The 13,870-nt window shown below is 62.8% G+C and carries 15 protein-coding genes; 5 read left to right on the top strand and 10 right to left on the bottom strand.

Annotated features, from left to right (window positions below; genetic code table 11):
* The 9 genes from EN749_RS17575 to rpsF form a co-directional block, all read right to left on the bottom strand.
* Positions 1-785 (bottom strand): DUF6596 domain-containing protein (locus EN749_RS17575; protein ID WP_281061919.1); only part of this gene is annotated, 785 nt, incomplete at its 3' end.
* Positions 782-1,147, bottom strand: coding sequence for a YciI family protein (locus EN749_RS17570; protein ID WP_128363610.1), 366 nt, complete (start codon positions 1,145-1,147; stop codon positions 782-784). The genes EN749_RS17570 and EN749_RS17575, both read right to left, overlap by 4 nt.
* 46 nt (positions 1,148-1,193) lie before the next feature.
* Positions 1,194-1,907 (bottom strand): DUF1428 domain-containing protein, encoded by a 714-nt coding sequence (locus EN749_RS17565; protein WP_128363609.1) that lies wholly within the window; start codon positions 1,905-1,907, stop codon positions 1,194-1,196.
* A gap of 141 nt (positions 1,908-2,048) precedes the next feature.
* The gene (locus tag EN749_RS17560) at positions 2,049-3,020 is read right to left on the bottom strand and encodes a small ribosomal subunit Rsm22 family protein (RefSeq protein WP_128363608.1); all 972 of its coding nucleotides are present in this window, start codon (positions 3,018-3,020) and stop codon (positions 2,049-2,051) included.
* 1 nt (position 3,021) lies between these two features.
* Entirely contained in the window at positions 3,022-3,345 is a 324-nt protein-coding gene (locus EN749_RS17555; protein WP_127810854.1) for a YnfA family protein, read from the bottom strand.
* A gap of 67 nt (positions 3,346-3,412) precedes the next feature.
* A complete protein-coding gene (locus EN749_RS17550; protein WP_127810853.1) occupies positions 3,413-4,717 on the bottom strand; it encodes a cyclopropane-fatty-acyl-phospholipid synthase family protein in 1,305 nt (434 codons plus the stop codon).
* A gap of 299 nt (positions 4,718-5,016) precedes the next feature.
* Positions 5,017-5,601 carry a 50S ribosomal protein L9 gene (gene rplI, locus EN749_RS17545; RefSeq protein WP_023813757.1) on the bottom strand — a complete coding sequence of 195 codons (585 nt, stop codon included), beginning with the start codon at positions 5,599-5,601 and terminating at the stop codon, positions 5,017-5,019.
* A gap of 219 nt (positions 5,602-5,820) precedes the next feature.
* Positions 5,821-6,069, bottom strand: coding sequence for a 30S ribosomal protein S18 (gene rpsR, locus EN749_RS17540; RefSeq protein ID WP_006203718.1), 249 nt, complete (start codon positions 6,067-6,069; stop codon positions 5,821-5,823).
* The gene (rpsF, locus tag EN749_RS17535) at positions 6,069-6,569 is read right to left on the bottom strand and encodes a 30S ribosomal protein S6 (RefSeq protein ID WP_013532520.1); all 501 of its coding nucleotides are present in this window, start codon (positions 6,567-6,569) and stop codon (positions 6,069-6,071) included. Before rpsF ends, rpsR begins: the two co-directional genes overlap by 1 nt.
* Before the next feature lie 450 nt (positions 6,570-7,019).
* Between rpsF and EN749_RS17530 the strand changes: the two genes are divergently transcribed.
* Positions 7,020-8,678 carry a pilus assembly protein gene (locus tag EN749_RS17530; protein WP_128363607.1) on the top strand — a complete coding sequence of 553 codons (1,659 nt, stop codon included), beginning with the start codon at positions 7,020-7,022 and terminating at the stop codon, positions 8,676-8,678.
* Between the two features lie 47 nt (positions 8,679-8,725).
* On the opposite strand, the gene EN749_RS17525 is transcribed toward EN749_RS17530, so the two are convergent.
* Positions 8,726-10,660, bottom strand: coding sequence for an LTA synthase family protein (locus tag EN749_RS17525; protein ID WP_164873871.1), 1,935 nt, complete (start codon positions 10,658-10,660; stop codon positions 8,726-8,728).
* Positions 10,661-10,936: 276 nt separating this feature from the next.
* Here EN749_RS17525 and fabD point away from each other — a divergent pair, with 276 nt between their 5' ends.
* The 4 genes from fabD to EN749_RS17505 all read left to right on the top strand — a co-directional run.
* Positions 10,937-11,878 carry an ACP S-malonyltransferase gene (fabD, locus tag EN749_RS17520; RefSeq protein ID WP_128363606.1) on the top strand — a complete coding sequence of 314 codons (942 nt, stop codon included), beginning with the start codon at positions 10,937-10,939 and terminating at the stop codon, positions 11,876-11,878.
* A 57-nt stretch (positions 11,879-11,935) separates the two neighbouring features.
* A complete protein-coding gene (gene fabG / locus EN749_RS17515) occupies positions 11,936-12,673 on the top strand; it encodes a 3-oxoacyl-[acyl-carrier-protein] reductase (protein WP_127271122.1) in 738 nt (245 codons plus the stop codon).
* A gap of 210 nt (positions 12,674-12,883) precedes the next feature.
* Positions 12,884-13,120 carry an acyl carrier protein gene (locus EN749_RS17510; RefSeq protein ID WP_006203723.1) on the top strand — a complete coding sequence of 79 codons (237 nt, stop codon included), beginning with the start codon at positions 12,884-12,886 and terminating at the stop codon, positions 13,118-13,120.
* 34 nt (positions 13,121-13,154) lie between these two features.
* On the top strand, positions 13,155-13,870 hold a 716-nt coding region (locus EN749_RS17505), incomplete at its 3' end, for a beta-ketoacyl synthase N-terminal-like domain-containing protein (protein ID WP_281061918.1).

Below are 13,870 nucleotides of genomic sequence, written 5' to 3'. Positions count from 1 at the left end.
CGGTCCTGATCCTCCAGCAGGACAAGGTCGCCGCTGGCATTGACCCGCGTCGCGCGCCGCGCCTCGTGCAGCAGCATCAGGGCAAGCAGCCCTTGCGCCTCCGGCTGGTCGAGCAGTTCGACCATCAGCCGGCCGAGCCGGATCGCCTCGGCGCACAGGTCGGCCCGCGTCAGGTTCGGCCCCTCGGTGGCCGCGTAACCCTCGTTGAAGATCAGGTAGATCACCTGCAGCGCGCTCTCGAGACGCACCGGCAGGTCGGCGCGGTCGGGCACCTCGTAGGGGATCGCCTCGTCCCGGATCTTCGCCTTGGCCCGCACGATGCGTTGCGCAATGGTCGGTGTCGGCGTCAGATAGGCGCGGGCGATCTCTTCGGTGGTCAAACCACCCACTTCGCGCAGGGTCAGGGCGATGCGTGCATCCGGCACCAGCGCCGGGTGGCAGCAGACGAAAATGAGCCGCAATTCATCGTCCTGGATGTCTTCCGGCATGGCTGGTTCCGGCGTCGGCTCGGCCAAAGCCGTGAGCTCGGGCAGGGCCCCGGCCAGCCGTGCTTCCCGGCGCCAGCGGTCGATGGTCCTGAAGCGGCCGGCCGAGACCAGCCAGGAATAGCGATTGGCCGGCACACCCTGGCGCGGCCATTGCTCGGCGGCAGCAGTGAAGGCCTCATGCAAGGCCTCCTCCGCCGCGTCGAAACCGCCGAGCAGGCGGATCAAGGTCGCCAGCACGCGCCGCGCCTCGGTGCGGTAGGCCGCCTCCAGGGCATCGCGGGGGCTGGTGGTGCTCACAGGACCGGCGGCGGCTGGCTGAAGTCGACGACCGGGCGAACTTCGACAAAGCCGATCGTTGCCAGTGGATGGCCGCTCGCCACTCGCACCGCCTCGTTGAGATCGCGGGCCTCGATGACGATGATGCCGCCCAGGATCTCCTTGGTCTCCATGAACGGGCCGTCGACGGTCGACATCTTGCCGTCGCGGACCTGCACGGTCATCGCCTCCTCGGGCAGCACCAGGGCCTCGGCGGTTACGAAGTGGCCGCTGGCTTTGAGCACCTCGTCATATCCGGAGCACTCAGCCAGCACGGCATTGGCCTCCGGGCTGCCGCCGAACAATGTTTTGGGGTTGTAGTAGATGAGACAGGCGTAGCGCATGATGGGTTTCCTTTTCCAGGATTGTCGAAAACTAAGGTTCTTGGGATCAGGCGTCGAGGATCGGCGCAAAGCCACCATGGACCCGCCGCTGGTTGTCGTAGGGCATGGTGTCGGCATACATGCGCGGATCGGCAATCACCTTTTTCCAGGCGTCGTCGCGCACCTGCTTCGACGGCCATTCGACCCAGGCATAGACGACGACCTCGTCGCCCGTCGCTTTCACGGCGCCTCGGTAATCGGTGATCTCGCCGTCGGGAACATCGTCGCCCCACGCTTCGACGACGCGGATTGCGCCGTGCTCCTTGATCACCGCGGCCTGCTTCGCCGCCACGGCAAGGTAGGCTTGCTTGTTGGCGGCCGGCACCGGCACCAGCGAGCCATCGATATAGCCCGTCTTGCCGGTCGTGTTCAGGTCGATGAACGGCGTGAAGCCACCGATGATCATGCGCTTGCCGTCAAAGGGCATGGACGCGCCGATCTCCGCCATGCGCGGGTCGCTCATCATCGTCTGATAGGCCGCGTCCGCCGCCGCCTTGTCCGCGTATTCGTGCCATGAAAAGGTGATGACTTCATCCGGCTTTGCCTTCACGGCTCCCTTGAAGTCGGTGATCTTGCCGCCGGGCACGTCGTCGCCCCATCCTTCGACCATGCGGGTGGTGCCGAACTCCTTCAGCACCGATGCCACCTCGGCGACATGCCTGCGGTAAGCTTCCTTGTTGGCGGCGGGCACCGCGGCGACAAATCCTGCGATATAGCTCATTGCGTTTCTCCTATTGGCTGATGCCGTTTGACACCCTTGGCGTCTCGAAAGGTCCGAGAACGCCAATGGTCGAACGGCACGGCCTGGATTCGACATCGCTTCGAAATTTTTCTTCGAGGCGGTCGCAAACGCTGCTGCTGTCTATTCGGAAGCCAGCCTGTCGCCCCAGTCCAGCCGCCGGGCCAGCTTGAAGTCGGCGCCGGCGCGCTTGGTGAACAAGCGCTCGGCGGCGGTGCCGTCGTCCCGGCAAAGTTTGAGCAGAACCTTGCCGGAACCGGATTTCGGCGGCGCAAGAACCCGCGCCTGGTGCGATGTGAGTCCGTCGCGAGAAGCCGCGACATAGATGAATTTCTCATCTTCCCACGGCACGTCGGCGTCCTTGGCCAGCCGGTGCAGGCGCGAGCGGGCGACGCGGCGGGAAAAGTGGCACCAGTCGGGCGCGGTGAGCGGGCAGGGCGCCTGATGCGGGCAAGGCGCAAGCACATGCGCGCCCGCCTCGATCAACTGCCGGCGCACGGCAAGGATGCGCTGCCAGCCGGCGGGGGTGCCCGGCTCGACCACAAGCAGCGTGTCGGCGGTGAGTTGCCAGAGGCGGTCGATGAGTTTCGGCAGCGATGCCGGCGCGATTTCGTCGAGCACATAGGCGCACGTGACCAGATCGGCCGGCTCGATGTCGGCAAGGTCGATGGTGGCATCACCGGCCAGCCATCTGGTCTGGGCGGCAATTGTGTCGCCGGCAAGCGTCTCGCCGACTTTGCGCACTGCCGCACTGGCTTCGAACAACACTGCCTGTTCGAGATCGGGCCACAGGTCGGTCGTGGCCCAAAGCACCGTGCCAGGGCCGGCGCCGACATCGAGCAGGCTCCTGGGTTGAAAGCCGGGCTTTGCGTCGCTCAGCGCGTCGAGGCTGGCGCGGATCGCGGCATAGGTCGCCGGCAGCCGCGTCGCCAGATAGGCTTTCACTGCCAGATCCTCGGCCATGTGCAAACGGCCGTCACGCAACTCGGCACGATAACGGTCGGACAGCGTTTTTGCCGCTTGCTTGAGTACCGCAAGAGGAACGTTTTCGAGCAGGCGCTCGACACCTTGGCGAAGGGAGGCCGGCAACTCCATCTCACGCGCCCCGCGGGACGAGAAGGATCACCGAAGCGCCGGCAATGCAGAGCGCGGCACCGGCAAGATCCCAGCGGTCGGGGCGAACGCCCTCCACCAGCCACAGCCAGCCAAGCGACGCCGCGATGTAGATGCCGCCATAGGCGGCGTAGGCACGACCGGCGGCTGACGTGTCGACCAGCGCCAGCAGGAAGCCGAACAGGGCGAGCGAGGCGAGGCCGGGAAGCAGCCAAAGCGGCGACTTTTCCAACCGCCACCAGGCCCAGAACGAAAAGCAGCCGGCGATCTCGGCCAGAGCGGCGGCGGCATAGAGGACGTAGGTCATGAAAAAGGTCCCGCGACGGTCACGGGACCTTTTTCAGTGCAGGCGCCGGCAATGGCAAGCGGCAATGCTATTCCTGGTCAGCAACCTTGCGGCGGCGAACCGGCTTGGCGGCAGGGCTCTTTTTTACCGGTGCCGTTTCACGATGCCCCATGTCGCGCATCTCAAGCGCCTTTTCGCATTTGGCCATGTAGTCGCGCGACATCGGCAGCGTATCGTTCTTCTTGGTGATCTGGATCTGGAAGATGACCAGGTCCTGCCAGCGGAAGGCGGCTTCCGAGGCCGCCAGATAGAATTCCCACATGCGGCAGAAGCGCTCGTCATAGATCGCCTTGGCCTTGTCGCGGTTGGCGGCGAAGCGCTCGCCCCAGTGCTTCAGCGTATCGGCATAGTGGAGCCGCAGGATCTCGACGTCGGTGACGACCAGGCCCGACTTTTCGATCGCCGGCATGACTTCCGAGAGCGAAGGGATATAGCCGCCCGGGAAGATGTATTTGCGGATGAATGCGCTGGTCGCCCACGGCACGCCGGAACGACCGATCGTGTGCAACAGCATGACGCCATCGGGCTTGAGCAGCGTCGCGCTCTTGTCGAAGAAGGTGCGGTAGTGGTTGACGCCGACATGCTCGAACATGCCGACCGATACGATCCGGTCGAAACGCTCGTTGAGTTCGCGGTAGTCCTTGAGCTCGAAATGCACGCGGCTTTCCAGCCCTTGCGCGTGCGCCCGGTCGGTGGCGACGCCATGCTGCTCGGTCGACAGCGTCACGCCCTGCACGTCGACGTCGAACGCCTTGGCGAGGTAGAGGCCAAGCCCGCCCCAGCCGGAGCCGATGTCGAGCACCGTCTGGCCGGCCTTCAGCCGGAGCTTGGCGGCGATGTGGCGTTTCTTGGCGGCCTGCGCTTCGTCGAGCGTCATGTCCGGCTGCTCGAAATAGGCGCAGGAATATTGCATGTCCTCGTCGAGGAAGAGCCGGTAGAGGTCGCCCGACAAATCGTAGTGTCGCTGCACGTTGCGCCGCGAGCGCGAGGCGGTGTTGATCTGCTGCAGCCGGCGGAAGGCGTGGCGCAAGCCTTCGATGGCCTTCGACCAGGTGGCGTCGATGCCGCCGCTGCCCATGTTCTGGAAGGCGATGCGCATCACACCCAGCACCCCGCCCTCTAGAATGTCGAGTTCGCCGTCCATGTAGGCTTCAGGCACCGCCAACATCGGATCGAAGGTGATGGCGCGCTCGGCATGCGCGGTCTTGATGTGCATGTGCACCGGTTCGCCGCTGCCGTCGCCGAAAACCACAGCCGAGCCCTTGGGACCGGTCACCTTGAGATTGCCGGTACGCACCAGGCGGTCGAGAACGCGCTTCAACAGGATATTCATGACCAAATGTCCCCTCTCGGCCAGACAGGCTGCCTTGGCGCGTGACCGCGAAAATCAGTGTCGATTTCCCCGAAGATCTTGCGCCGAACCAAAGTTGCACAGCGTGCTTTGCGCGGCCAAAGGACGCGCGACGCCATAGTCTGCAACAATATATAGGGGTTCGAAAAGTTCCATTTGGCACAAAAATGCCCGGGCGAGAGGCCCGGGCATTGGTCCAGCATGGCTGGATGACGGCAAAGTGATCGAAGCACGCTTCAATCGAGATCGGAGCGCAGCTTCAACCTCTTTGCGATGTATGATCAGGCGTTGTCTTCGCCGCCTTCAAACTCGGTGTTCGGATCGAAGAAGTTCTCCGGCCGGGCGTTGTCGTTGATGTCGTCGCCATAGATCGCTTCGGCGGTGGTCAGAGTCTCGCCCTTGGCCTGGCGCTCGGCTTCGTCGGCCGTGCGGGCGATGTTGAGCGTGACGGTGACCTCGACTTCCGGATGCAGCGCGATCGCCACATTGGTGACACCGATGGTCTTGATCGGCTGGTTGAGCAGGATCTGGTTGCGGTTGATCGAGAAACCTTCCGCCGTCAGCAGATCGGCGATGTCGCGGGTCGAAACGGAACCGTAAAGCTGTCCGGTTTCGCCGGCGGAGCGAACGGCGATGAAGCTCTTGCCGTCGAGCTTTTCGGCGACCTGGGCTGCTTCCGACTTGCGCTCAAGGTTACGGGCTTCGAGTTGGGCGCGCTGGCCTTCGAACTTCTTCTTGTTGGCTTCGTTGGCGCGCAGCGCCTTACCCTGCGGCAGCAGGAAGTTACGGGCGAAGCCGTCCTTGACCTTGACGGTATCGCCCATCTGGCCGAGACGGGAAACGCGTTCGAGAAGAATGACGTCCATGGTTTTGTTCCTTCGGTTGGGCGCCAATCGATCGATGAGATCGACGCCGAATGTCTTGGGAACAGGTCAGGAAGCTTGAGCGCCTTTGGCGCTGGTGTCGCTGTCCTGCCTGTTGCGGCAGTTAGAGGTTTTGACCTCAACCCGGGATTTGATGTTCGGCCCTGCGGCGCCCGTCGCCGTGGGAGAAGAGCGGGCGGCGAACCGCCCGCATTTGAGATATTAGCGAACCACGTAGGGCAGCAGGCCGAGGAAGCGGGCGCGCTTGATCGCCTTGGCGAGTTCGCGCTGCTTCTTCTGGCTGACGGCGGTGATGCGCGACGGCACGATCTTGCCGCGCTCAGAAATGTAGCGCTGCAGCAGACGCACGTCCTTGTAGTCGATCTTGGGCGCGTTGGCGCCGGAGAACGGGCAGGTCTTGCGGCGGCGATGGAACGGGCGCCGGGTCGGGATCTGATTGATGTCGACCATTATTCTGCACCCCCTTCAAAGCCTTCGCGCGGACGGCGCGGACCACGATCGGCACCAGCGTCGCCGAACGAGCGCGGCGGACGATCGCCACGGTCGCCGCGATCACGATCGCCGAACGAACGCGGACCACGATCGCCACGGTCACGGTCGCCGAAGCCGCCGCGTTCCGAGCGCTCTTCGCGCTTCTGCATCATGGCCGACGGGCCTTCCTCATGCGCCTCGACCTTGATGGTCAGGAAACGCAGCACGTCCTCGGACAGGCCCATCTGGCGCTCCATCTCGTTGAGCGCGGCAGCCGGGCAATTCAGGTCCATCAGCGTGTAGTAAGCCTTCCGGTTCTTGTTGACCCGGTAGGTGAGGGACTTCAGTCCCCAGTTCTCGACCCGGCCGACGGACCCGCCATTAGCGGAGATGACACCCTTGTACTGTTCGACAAGCGCATCGACCTGCTGCTGCGAGAGGTCCTGCCGGGCAAGAAACACATGTTCGTAAAGAGCCATTATGTCCTATGCCTTTCTTCGTTTCTCTTCCGGTTCCCGGCGGCAAAAGCCTCTGCAACTTCTCTGACCCGCAAACCCTCGAAGGGGCAGGGGGAAGAAAGGAGCATGACGAGACGGTCGAGAGCGGAGACACGGGAGGCGGAAGCACTTCCGGCTTCACACGAAGGTTCTGAAAAACCTCCGGCCCTCCGTTCAGCCCCCAGCAAGGACCGGCAGATTGCGGGCGTCTATACAGCAATCCGGCCGCAAAGCAAGGGCAAGCGGCATTCCCGTGTGTCATAGCCGATGATCGGGGAGCAGCAACGGTCGGAGTTGTGGTTTCCGGCAACCACGTCTTAACCACACCAGCAGGTTGTGTGGAGTTGAAGCCTGCCATCAACGGTCGATTCATCATGGAGGGCGCAAAAGCCCGGACAACCGCAAAAGCGGCAAGCATTTCCGGGGGTAAGGATGCTTTTCAACAAATTCTGGCGCTCGAAGAGCGGCAATTTCACGCTTGTGCTGGGACTGGGTTTGCCGGTCATCCTGACGGCAGTCGCTTTCGCAACCGATGTCTCGACCCTTATGCGGGCCAAGAGCAATCTGCAGAACGCTCTCGATTCGGCAAATCTTGCTTCTTCGCACCTTGGCGATCTCGACATCACCCGCAATGACGCTTTCAACCGCTATTTCCAGGCCAACATCGTCGGTCATGGCGAGCTCGGCAATGCGCAGGCGACGCTGACTGTCGACAAGGGCGTCAACTTCGTCAAGACAAAGGCGGTTGCCTCGGCGGACGTCAATCTCAACTTCGCCTTCCTGTTCGGCGACAGCAAGCACATCGTGGTCGATGCCTCGGCGGTAGAATCGAACAACCAGCTCGAAGTCGTGCTGGTACTGGACAACACCGGCTCGATGGCCGACGCGCGCATGACGGCGCTGAGGACGGCGACAAAATCGTTGCTCGACACGCTCGAAGCGGCGAAATCGCCGACGCGCAAGATCCGCGCCTCGCTGGTTCCATTCGTAACCGCCGTCAACGTCAATGGCGACGGCTTCGACCCGTCCTGGATCGACATGGACGGCAAGTCCTCAACCAACGGCGTCAATTTTCCCGTCATCGACGGCAAGCGGCCGAACCACATGGCGCTTTTCAAACAGCTCAAGAAGACTGGATGGACCGATGCCGGATGGAATGGCACCGGATGGAAGGGTTGTGTCGAGGCGCGGCCAGGCGCTTACAATATCTCCGACACGCCACCCGACACGGCCAAGCCCGACACGCTGTTCGTGCCGTACTTTGCGCCGGATGATCCCGAAGACGCCAAAAAGCCGTCTGGCTCCTATGGCAATTCGGATAAATACTACAACAACTCCTATCTCAACGATGTCAGCGACAAAACCAGGCTTGCCCAGTCGGGCATCAACATCCTGGGCATCGATCTCAGCAACCTGCTCGGCAATCTCATCGAACTTCTGTCGCCCGATGACAGGGCTGCCAGGGAAAAGATTGCCAAATATGTTGCGCCCGCCAAGGAACTCATCACCGAGACCGGCTCTCCCATCACTATCGGTCCGAACCGTGCGTGTCCGACCCCGGTGGTCCCCCTGACCGACGATTTCGACAAGCTGCGCAAGGCTGCCAGTCAGATGACCGAGTGGAACGGTTCGGGCACCAACGTCTCCGAGGGCCTGTCATGGGGTATGCGGGTGCTGTCGCCCGCCGCGCCCTACACCGATGGGGCGCCGTGGAAGACGCCCGGTATCAGCAAGATCGTGCTGTTGCTCACCGACGGCGAGAACGTCGTCTATGGCGCCAGCCAACAGCCGACGAAATCTGACTACACATCATATGGCTATCTGGCCGGCGGCCGTTTCGGATCGGATAACCAGACGACGGCGGCACGCAATGTCGACGGCTGGACCAAAAGCGTCTGCACGCAATTGAAGAACGAGGGCGTGCAAATCTACACCATGGTGCTGCAATCCGACACCGCAGCCAACCGCGCGCTTTACAGCGCCTGCGCTTCTGATCCGAGCGGCTATTATGCAGTCAACGATCCGACCAAATTGCCGGACGTTTTCCAGCAGATCGCCAACAAGTTCTCGAAGCTGCAATTGACGAACTGAACGCGCGATCCGGGACGGACTGGCCGGCTCCTGAGGGATCGTTGGGCTCAACTCGTATGGGCGACAACCTTGTCCTTGTCGACCGTTTCGGGGAAGAAGTCGGGCGCCGCGTGGCGTTTGCCGAACATCATATCATACTGAAGCAGGCGGAAATCGCGGATCGCCGGATCGATCTCCTTCTGCCGCGCCCAATCGGGCGTGGCTTCGCCAGCCGGCGTCAGCAGAAGATTGCGGTCGACGACACGGTAGCGTTCGCTCATCTCGCCCAGGAAGCCGGTGTAGTATGGATGGCTGATCCCGGCCGTTTTCAGGATATGATAGGGCAGGAAGGCTGGGCTGACGGCACCCATCTGCTCAGCCGGCCCGGTGCGGTTCGACCAGATGACCAGCGGCGTCTCGTGATGCTCGAGAGCAGCCTCGGGCGACGCTTCCTTGCGCGGCGCGACATTATCCTTGAGGAAGCCGGTTTCGACATAGACCGGCCCCAGCGGCGGCAGATGGTCGCCGAAGAAGGCGATTACGGTGGGGCGGGAGCGTTTCTTGGCCCATTCGACGAGGCGTTCGAGGCCGCGATCGGCATCGGCTGAGCCCTCGGCGTAGCTGAGTAGCGATTCGCGCGCCCACTGGCTGATCGGCGCCTGCACCCTATGCGTGGGATTGTAATAGCGGTTCGGCTCGTAGGGACCGTGGTTTTGCAGGCTGACCGCAAAGAAGAACACCGGCTCGTCGCTGGCGTCGGCCTCGCTGATGATCTCGTCGGTCATCGCCGCATCCGATGCCAGTGGCCCGCGCTTTTGCATTGGCGGCAGCGTCTCTTCCGACTTGAAATCGTTGAAGCCGAAATCGGCATAGACCGCGCCACGGTTCCAGAACCAGTTGGTGCCGGGATGGATGGCGCGCGCCCGGTAACCCTGGCTCTTCAGGAAGGTCGCGAGCGAAGGCGTCGGCGTGCGCACATATTGCTGATAGGGGATGCTGCCTGCCGGCAGGAACGCGTTGGAGAAGCCGGTCAGCGCCTCGAACTCGATATTGGCGGTCATGCCGCCGAACTCCGGCGAGAACATCGAGCCCGAGCGCAGCGCCCGCACATTGGGGATTGGATCTGGCGTGATGGTGACGCCAGGCAACTTGGTCGGATCCCAGAAGGATTCGCTCATGACGATGATGATGTCCGGCTTCTCGGCCGGCACCGAGGCGGTCACATCAGGCCTGGCTATCGCTGCGATCGCCTTGTCGGAATAGCCCGGCGGCGCCGAGACATGCGCCATCGGCACGTTGAGGGCAAAGGCCAGCGCAAAGCCGTTGGAGGCATAGTTTTCCTTCTGGTCCCACATGATCGGGATGATCTGCAGCCGATCCCTGGTCCAGGAGAAGGTGGCGTAGTCCATGATCGAAACGAAGAAGGCGAGTAGCGGCACTGCCAGCGTCAGCCGCGCAAGGCGCCCTTTGCGGCTGAGTGCGGGAACCTTGCGGCGCCATAGCCGCCAGCCGTAGACGAGCAGCGACAGGCCGGCGACGATGCCGACGACCATGGCAAGCGCGGTCATCGGCCGTTCGCGTACCAAAAGCGGCAGCAGCGCGAAGATCTGGCGGGCATAGAGGAAATCGGTCGGATAGAGCGGATCGCCGAGATAGTGCGACTTCTGGTGACCGACGAAAGCAAGCGACAAGGTCAGCGGCGCGACGATCATCAGGCTCTGGTGGCTGCGGCCGAGCACCGCATCGAAGCCGATCAGGAGCAGCGCAAACACGACGATGGTAGTCCAGCCCGGCTTGAACGGCTGCAGGAAGAAGGAGATGGTTCCGGCAAAGTCGCCGCGCACGATCAGTTCGATGGCAAACACCAGGATAGCGGCGATCGCCAGGCTGATCAGCCCATAGCGCACGACCGGCCATCTCCTGCCCGGCAGATAGCCGGTGGAGGGGTCGTCTTCCAGGAACTGTGGCGCGGCCTTGCCGGTGCGTTTGTAACTCTTTGCCACTTTAACTTCCCCACCCAGCGACAAGCACGTCACTCGATTGTCATGGAATTGTCACGCAAAGCTAGCGCCTGTAACGGAAATAAGAAGAGCCAGCAAACGAATCGTGAGCGGTTTTCATCAGGAGTGATCGCCAAAAACCCTTTCGCAACAGGCACTCGGCGGACGAGGCTGCCCTCGGGCAGGGTCGAACCGGGCTTGACTTGGCGCCCCGCCATGCGTCACAGGCAAGAAAAACCCGTCTTCAGGCAAGCAAAACCAGCCCTTGGGAGCCCTCGCATGGCCGTTGCATTCACCTTTCCCGGACAAGGCAGCCAGGCGGTCGGCATGGGCAAGGATCTCGCCGACGCCTTCCCCGAAGCGCGCAGGGTCTTCCAGGAAGTCGACGATGCGCTCGGCGAAAATCTGTCGAAGCTGATCTGGGAAGGGCCGGAAGAGACGTTGACGCTGACCGCCAACGCGCAGCCGGCGCTGATGGCGGTGTCGCTGGCCGCGATCCGGGCGCTGGAATCGCGCGGCTTCTCGCTGAAAGGCAAGATCGCCTATGTCGCCGGTCATTCGCTGGGCGAATATTCGGCGTTGGCCGCTGCCGGCTTCGTTTCGGTTGCCGATGCCGCCCGGTTGCTGCGCATACGCGGCAATGCCATGCAGGCGGCGGTGCCGGCCGGCGAGGGCGCCATGGCGGCGATCATCGGATTGGAACAGGCCGATGTCGAAGCCGCTTGCGCGGAAGCCGCCAAAGGCTCTGTCTGCCAGATCGCCAACGACAATGGCGGTGGCCAACTGGTCATCTCCGGCGCCAAGGCCGCGGTCGAACTGGCCGCGAAACTGTGCACCGAGAAAGGCGCCAAACGCGCGCTGATGCTGCAGGTGTCCGCGCCCTTCCATTCCGCGCTGATGGCGCCGGCCGCGAACGTCATGCGCGAAGCCCTGGCCGGCGTGGCAAAGAACGCGCCGGTGGTTCCCGTCCTCTCCAATGTTACGGTCAGCCCGACCAGCGATCCAGACGAGATCGCCCGCCGCCTGGTCGAACAGATAACCGGCCGCGTGCGTTGGCGCGAGACGGTGGAATGGTTCGGCGCAAACGGCGTCACCACGCTTTACGAGATCGGCGCCGGTAAGGTGCTTTCAGGATTGGCGCGGCGCATCAACCGCGATGTCGCCACCGCGTCGGTCGGCACCGCGGCTGACGTCGAGGCGGCCATGGCGGCGCTTGCATAAAGCGTCATTTGATCCCATCCCTGTAAAGGGTGTTCTCTTCTCAATCAGGAGACAAAAATGTTCGAATTGACTGGCCGCAAGGCGCTCGTCACCGGCGCATCCGGCGGCATCGGCGAGGCGATCGCCAGGATGCTGCATGCGCAGGGCGCGATCGTCGGCCTGCATGGCACCCGCGTCGAGAAACTGGAAGCGCTGGCTAGCGAGCTTGGCGACCGGGTCAAGCTGTTCCCGGCCAATTTGTCCAACCGTGAGGAGGTCAAGGCGCTCGGCCAGAAAGCCGAAGCCGATCTCGAAGGCGTCGACATCCTGGTCAACAACGCCGGCATCACCAAGGACGGCCTGTTCGTGCGCATGTCGGATGCCGACTGGGACAGCGTGCTCGAGGTCAACCTGACCGCCGTGTTCAGGCTGACCCGCGAACTCACCCACCCGATGATGCGCCGCCGCCATGGCCGCATCATCAACATCACCTCGGTGGTCGGCATCACCGGCAATCCCGGCCAGACCAATTACTGCGCCTCAAAGGCCGGCATGATCGGCTTTTCCAAATCGCTGGCACAGGAGATCGCCACCCGCAACATCACCGTCAACTGCGTCGCCCCGGGCTTCATCGAATCGGCGATGACCGACAAGCTCAACGACAAGCAGAAAGAGGCGATTATGGCGGCGATCCCGACGCGGCGCATGGGCACCAGCGTTGAAGTCGCGTCCGCCGTCGCTTATCTCGCCTCCAACGAAGCCGCCTACGTCACTGGCCAGACCATCCACGTAAATGGCGGCATGGCTATGATTTGACGAGGTTCGGCAGCAACGCCGGCGGGTTGTGAAAAGAGACCATTTCGGCTTGGACCTCAGCTATTTTTCGTGTAATGCGGCCCGCAACCCGGCGGTTCGGGCAAAAACCGGTCCGTAGTCGTTGCGTTTCCGGCAGGACCATCTTTCAGCTTGATTAGCGGCATTCTGCCCGCTAACGAAGACAGACAAACAAAAGACGAGGATGCCCAAATGAGTGACACCGCAGAGCGCGTCAAGAAGATCGTCATCGAGCACCTTGGCGTCGATGCCGACAAAGTGACGGAGCAGGCGAGCTTCATCGATGATCTGGGCGCCGACAGCCTCGACACGGTCGAACTCGTCATGGCGTTCGAAGAAGAATTCGGCGTCGAGATTCCCGACGATGCGGCTGAGACCATCCTGACCGTTGGCGATGCCGTGAAGTACATCGACAAGGCTTCGGCCTGACGCTTTCCGCAGTCATCACCGGGGAGGACCTGCGATGAGGCGTGTCGTCGTCACGGGCCTTGGGTTGCTGTCGCCGTTCGGCATGGGCTTCGAGCACAGCTGGAAGGAACTTCTGACCGGCCGCAGCGCTGCCAAGCGCATCACTGAGTTCGAGGTGGAGGATCTTGCCTGCAAGATCGCCCACGTCATTCCGCGTGGTGACGGCAGCAATGCCACCTTCAATCCCGAGGCCGTGCTCGAGCCCAAGGAACTGCGCAAGATCGGCGACTTCATCCTTTACGGGATTGCCGCCGCCGACGAGGCGCTGAAGGATTCCGGCTGGGAACCCAAGACGCATGAAGAGCGGTGTGCCACCGGCGTCCTGATCGGCTCCGGCATCGGCGGCATCGAGGGCATCGCCGAGAACGCGATGATCCTCAAGGAGCGCGGCCCGCGCCGCATCAGCCCTTTCTTCATCCCGGGCCAGATCATCAATCTCGTCTCCGGGCAGGTTTCGATCCGGCACGGACTGAAAGGCCCGAACCATGCCGTCGTCACGGCCTGTTCGACCGGCGCGCACGCCATTGGCGATGCTGCCCGGTTGATCATGTGGGGCGATGCCGACGTGATGGTCGCCGGTGGCGCCGAAGCGCCGGTGACGCGGCTGTCGATCGCCGGCTTTGCCGCATGCCGGGCACTGTCGACGGAACGCAATGATTCGCCGCAAACGGCGTCGCGACCCTATGATCGCGACCGCGACGGCTTCGTTAC

Source organism: Mesorhizobium sp. M7A.F.Ca.ET.027.02.1.1, assembly GCF_004022985.1.
Taxonomy (GTDB): Bacteria; Pseudomonadota; Alphaproteobacteria; order Rhizobiales; family Rhizobiaceae; genus Mesorhizobium.
The sequence above is the reverse complement of the archived record's forward strand: the minus strand, read 5'-3'. Positions and strand labels throughout refer to the sequence as shown.

Coding starts and splice junctions, on each gene's coding strand:
- EN749_RS17565 (WP_128363609.1), bottom strand. CDS start 1,907: ATGAGCTATATCGCAGGATTTGTCGCCGCGGTGCCCGCCGCCAACAAG.
- rpsR (WP_006203718.1), bottom strand. CDS start 6,069: ATGGTCGACATCAATCAGATCCCGACCCGGCGCCCGTTCCATCGCCGC.
- rpsF (WP_013532520.1), bottom strand. CDS start 6,569: ATGGCTCTTTACGAACATGTGTTTCTTGCCCGGCAGGACCTCTCGCAG.
- EN749_RS17560 (WP_128363608.1), bottom strand. CDS start 3,020: ATGGAGTTGCCGGCCTCCCTTCGCCAAGGTGTCGAGCGCCTGCTCGAA.
- fabD (WP_128363606.1), top strand. CDS start 10,937: ATGGCCGTTGCATTCACCTTTCCCGGACAAGGCAGCCAGGCGGTCGGC.
- EN749_RS17530 (WP_128363607.1), top strand. CDS start 7,020: ATGCTTTTCAACAAATTCTGGCGCTCGAAGAGCGGCAATTTCACGCTT.
- fabG (WP_127271122.1), top strand. CDS start 11,936: ATGTTCGAATTGACTGGCCGCAAGGCGCTCGTCACCGGCGCATCCGGC.
- EN749_RS17555 (WP_127810854.1), bottom strand. CDS start 3,345: ATGACCTACGTCCTCTATGCCGCCGCCGCTCTGGCCGAGATCGCCGGC.
- rplI (WP_023813757.1), bottom strand. CDS start 5,601: ATGGACGTCATTCTTCTCGAACGCGTTTCCCGTCTCGGCCAGATGGGC.
- EN749_RS17510 (WP_006203723.1), top strand. CDS start 12,884: ATGAGTGACACCGCAGAGCGCGTCAAGAAGATCGTCATCGAGCACCTT.
- EN749_RS17550 (WP_127810853.1), bottom strand. CDS start 4,717: ATGAATATCCTGTTGAAGCGCGTTCTCGACCGCCTGGTGCGTACCGGC.
- EN749_RS17570 (WP_128363610.1), bottom strand. CDS start 1,147: ATGCGCTACGCCTGTCTCATCTACTACAACCCCAAAACATTGTTCGGC.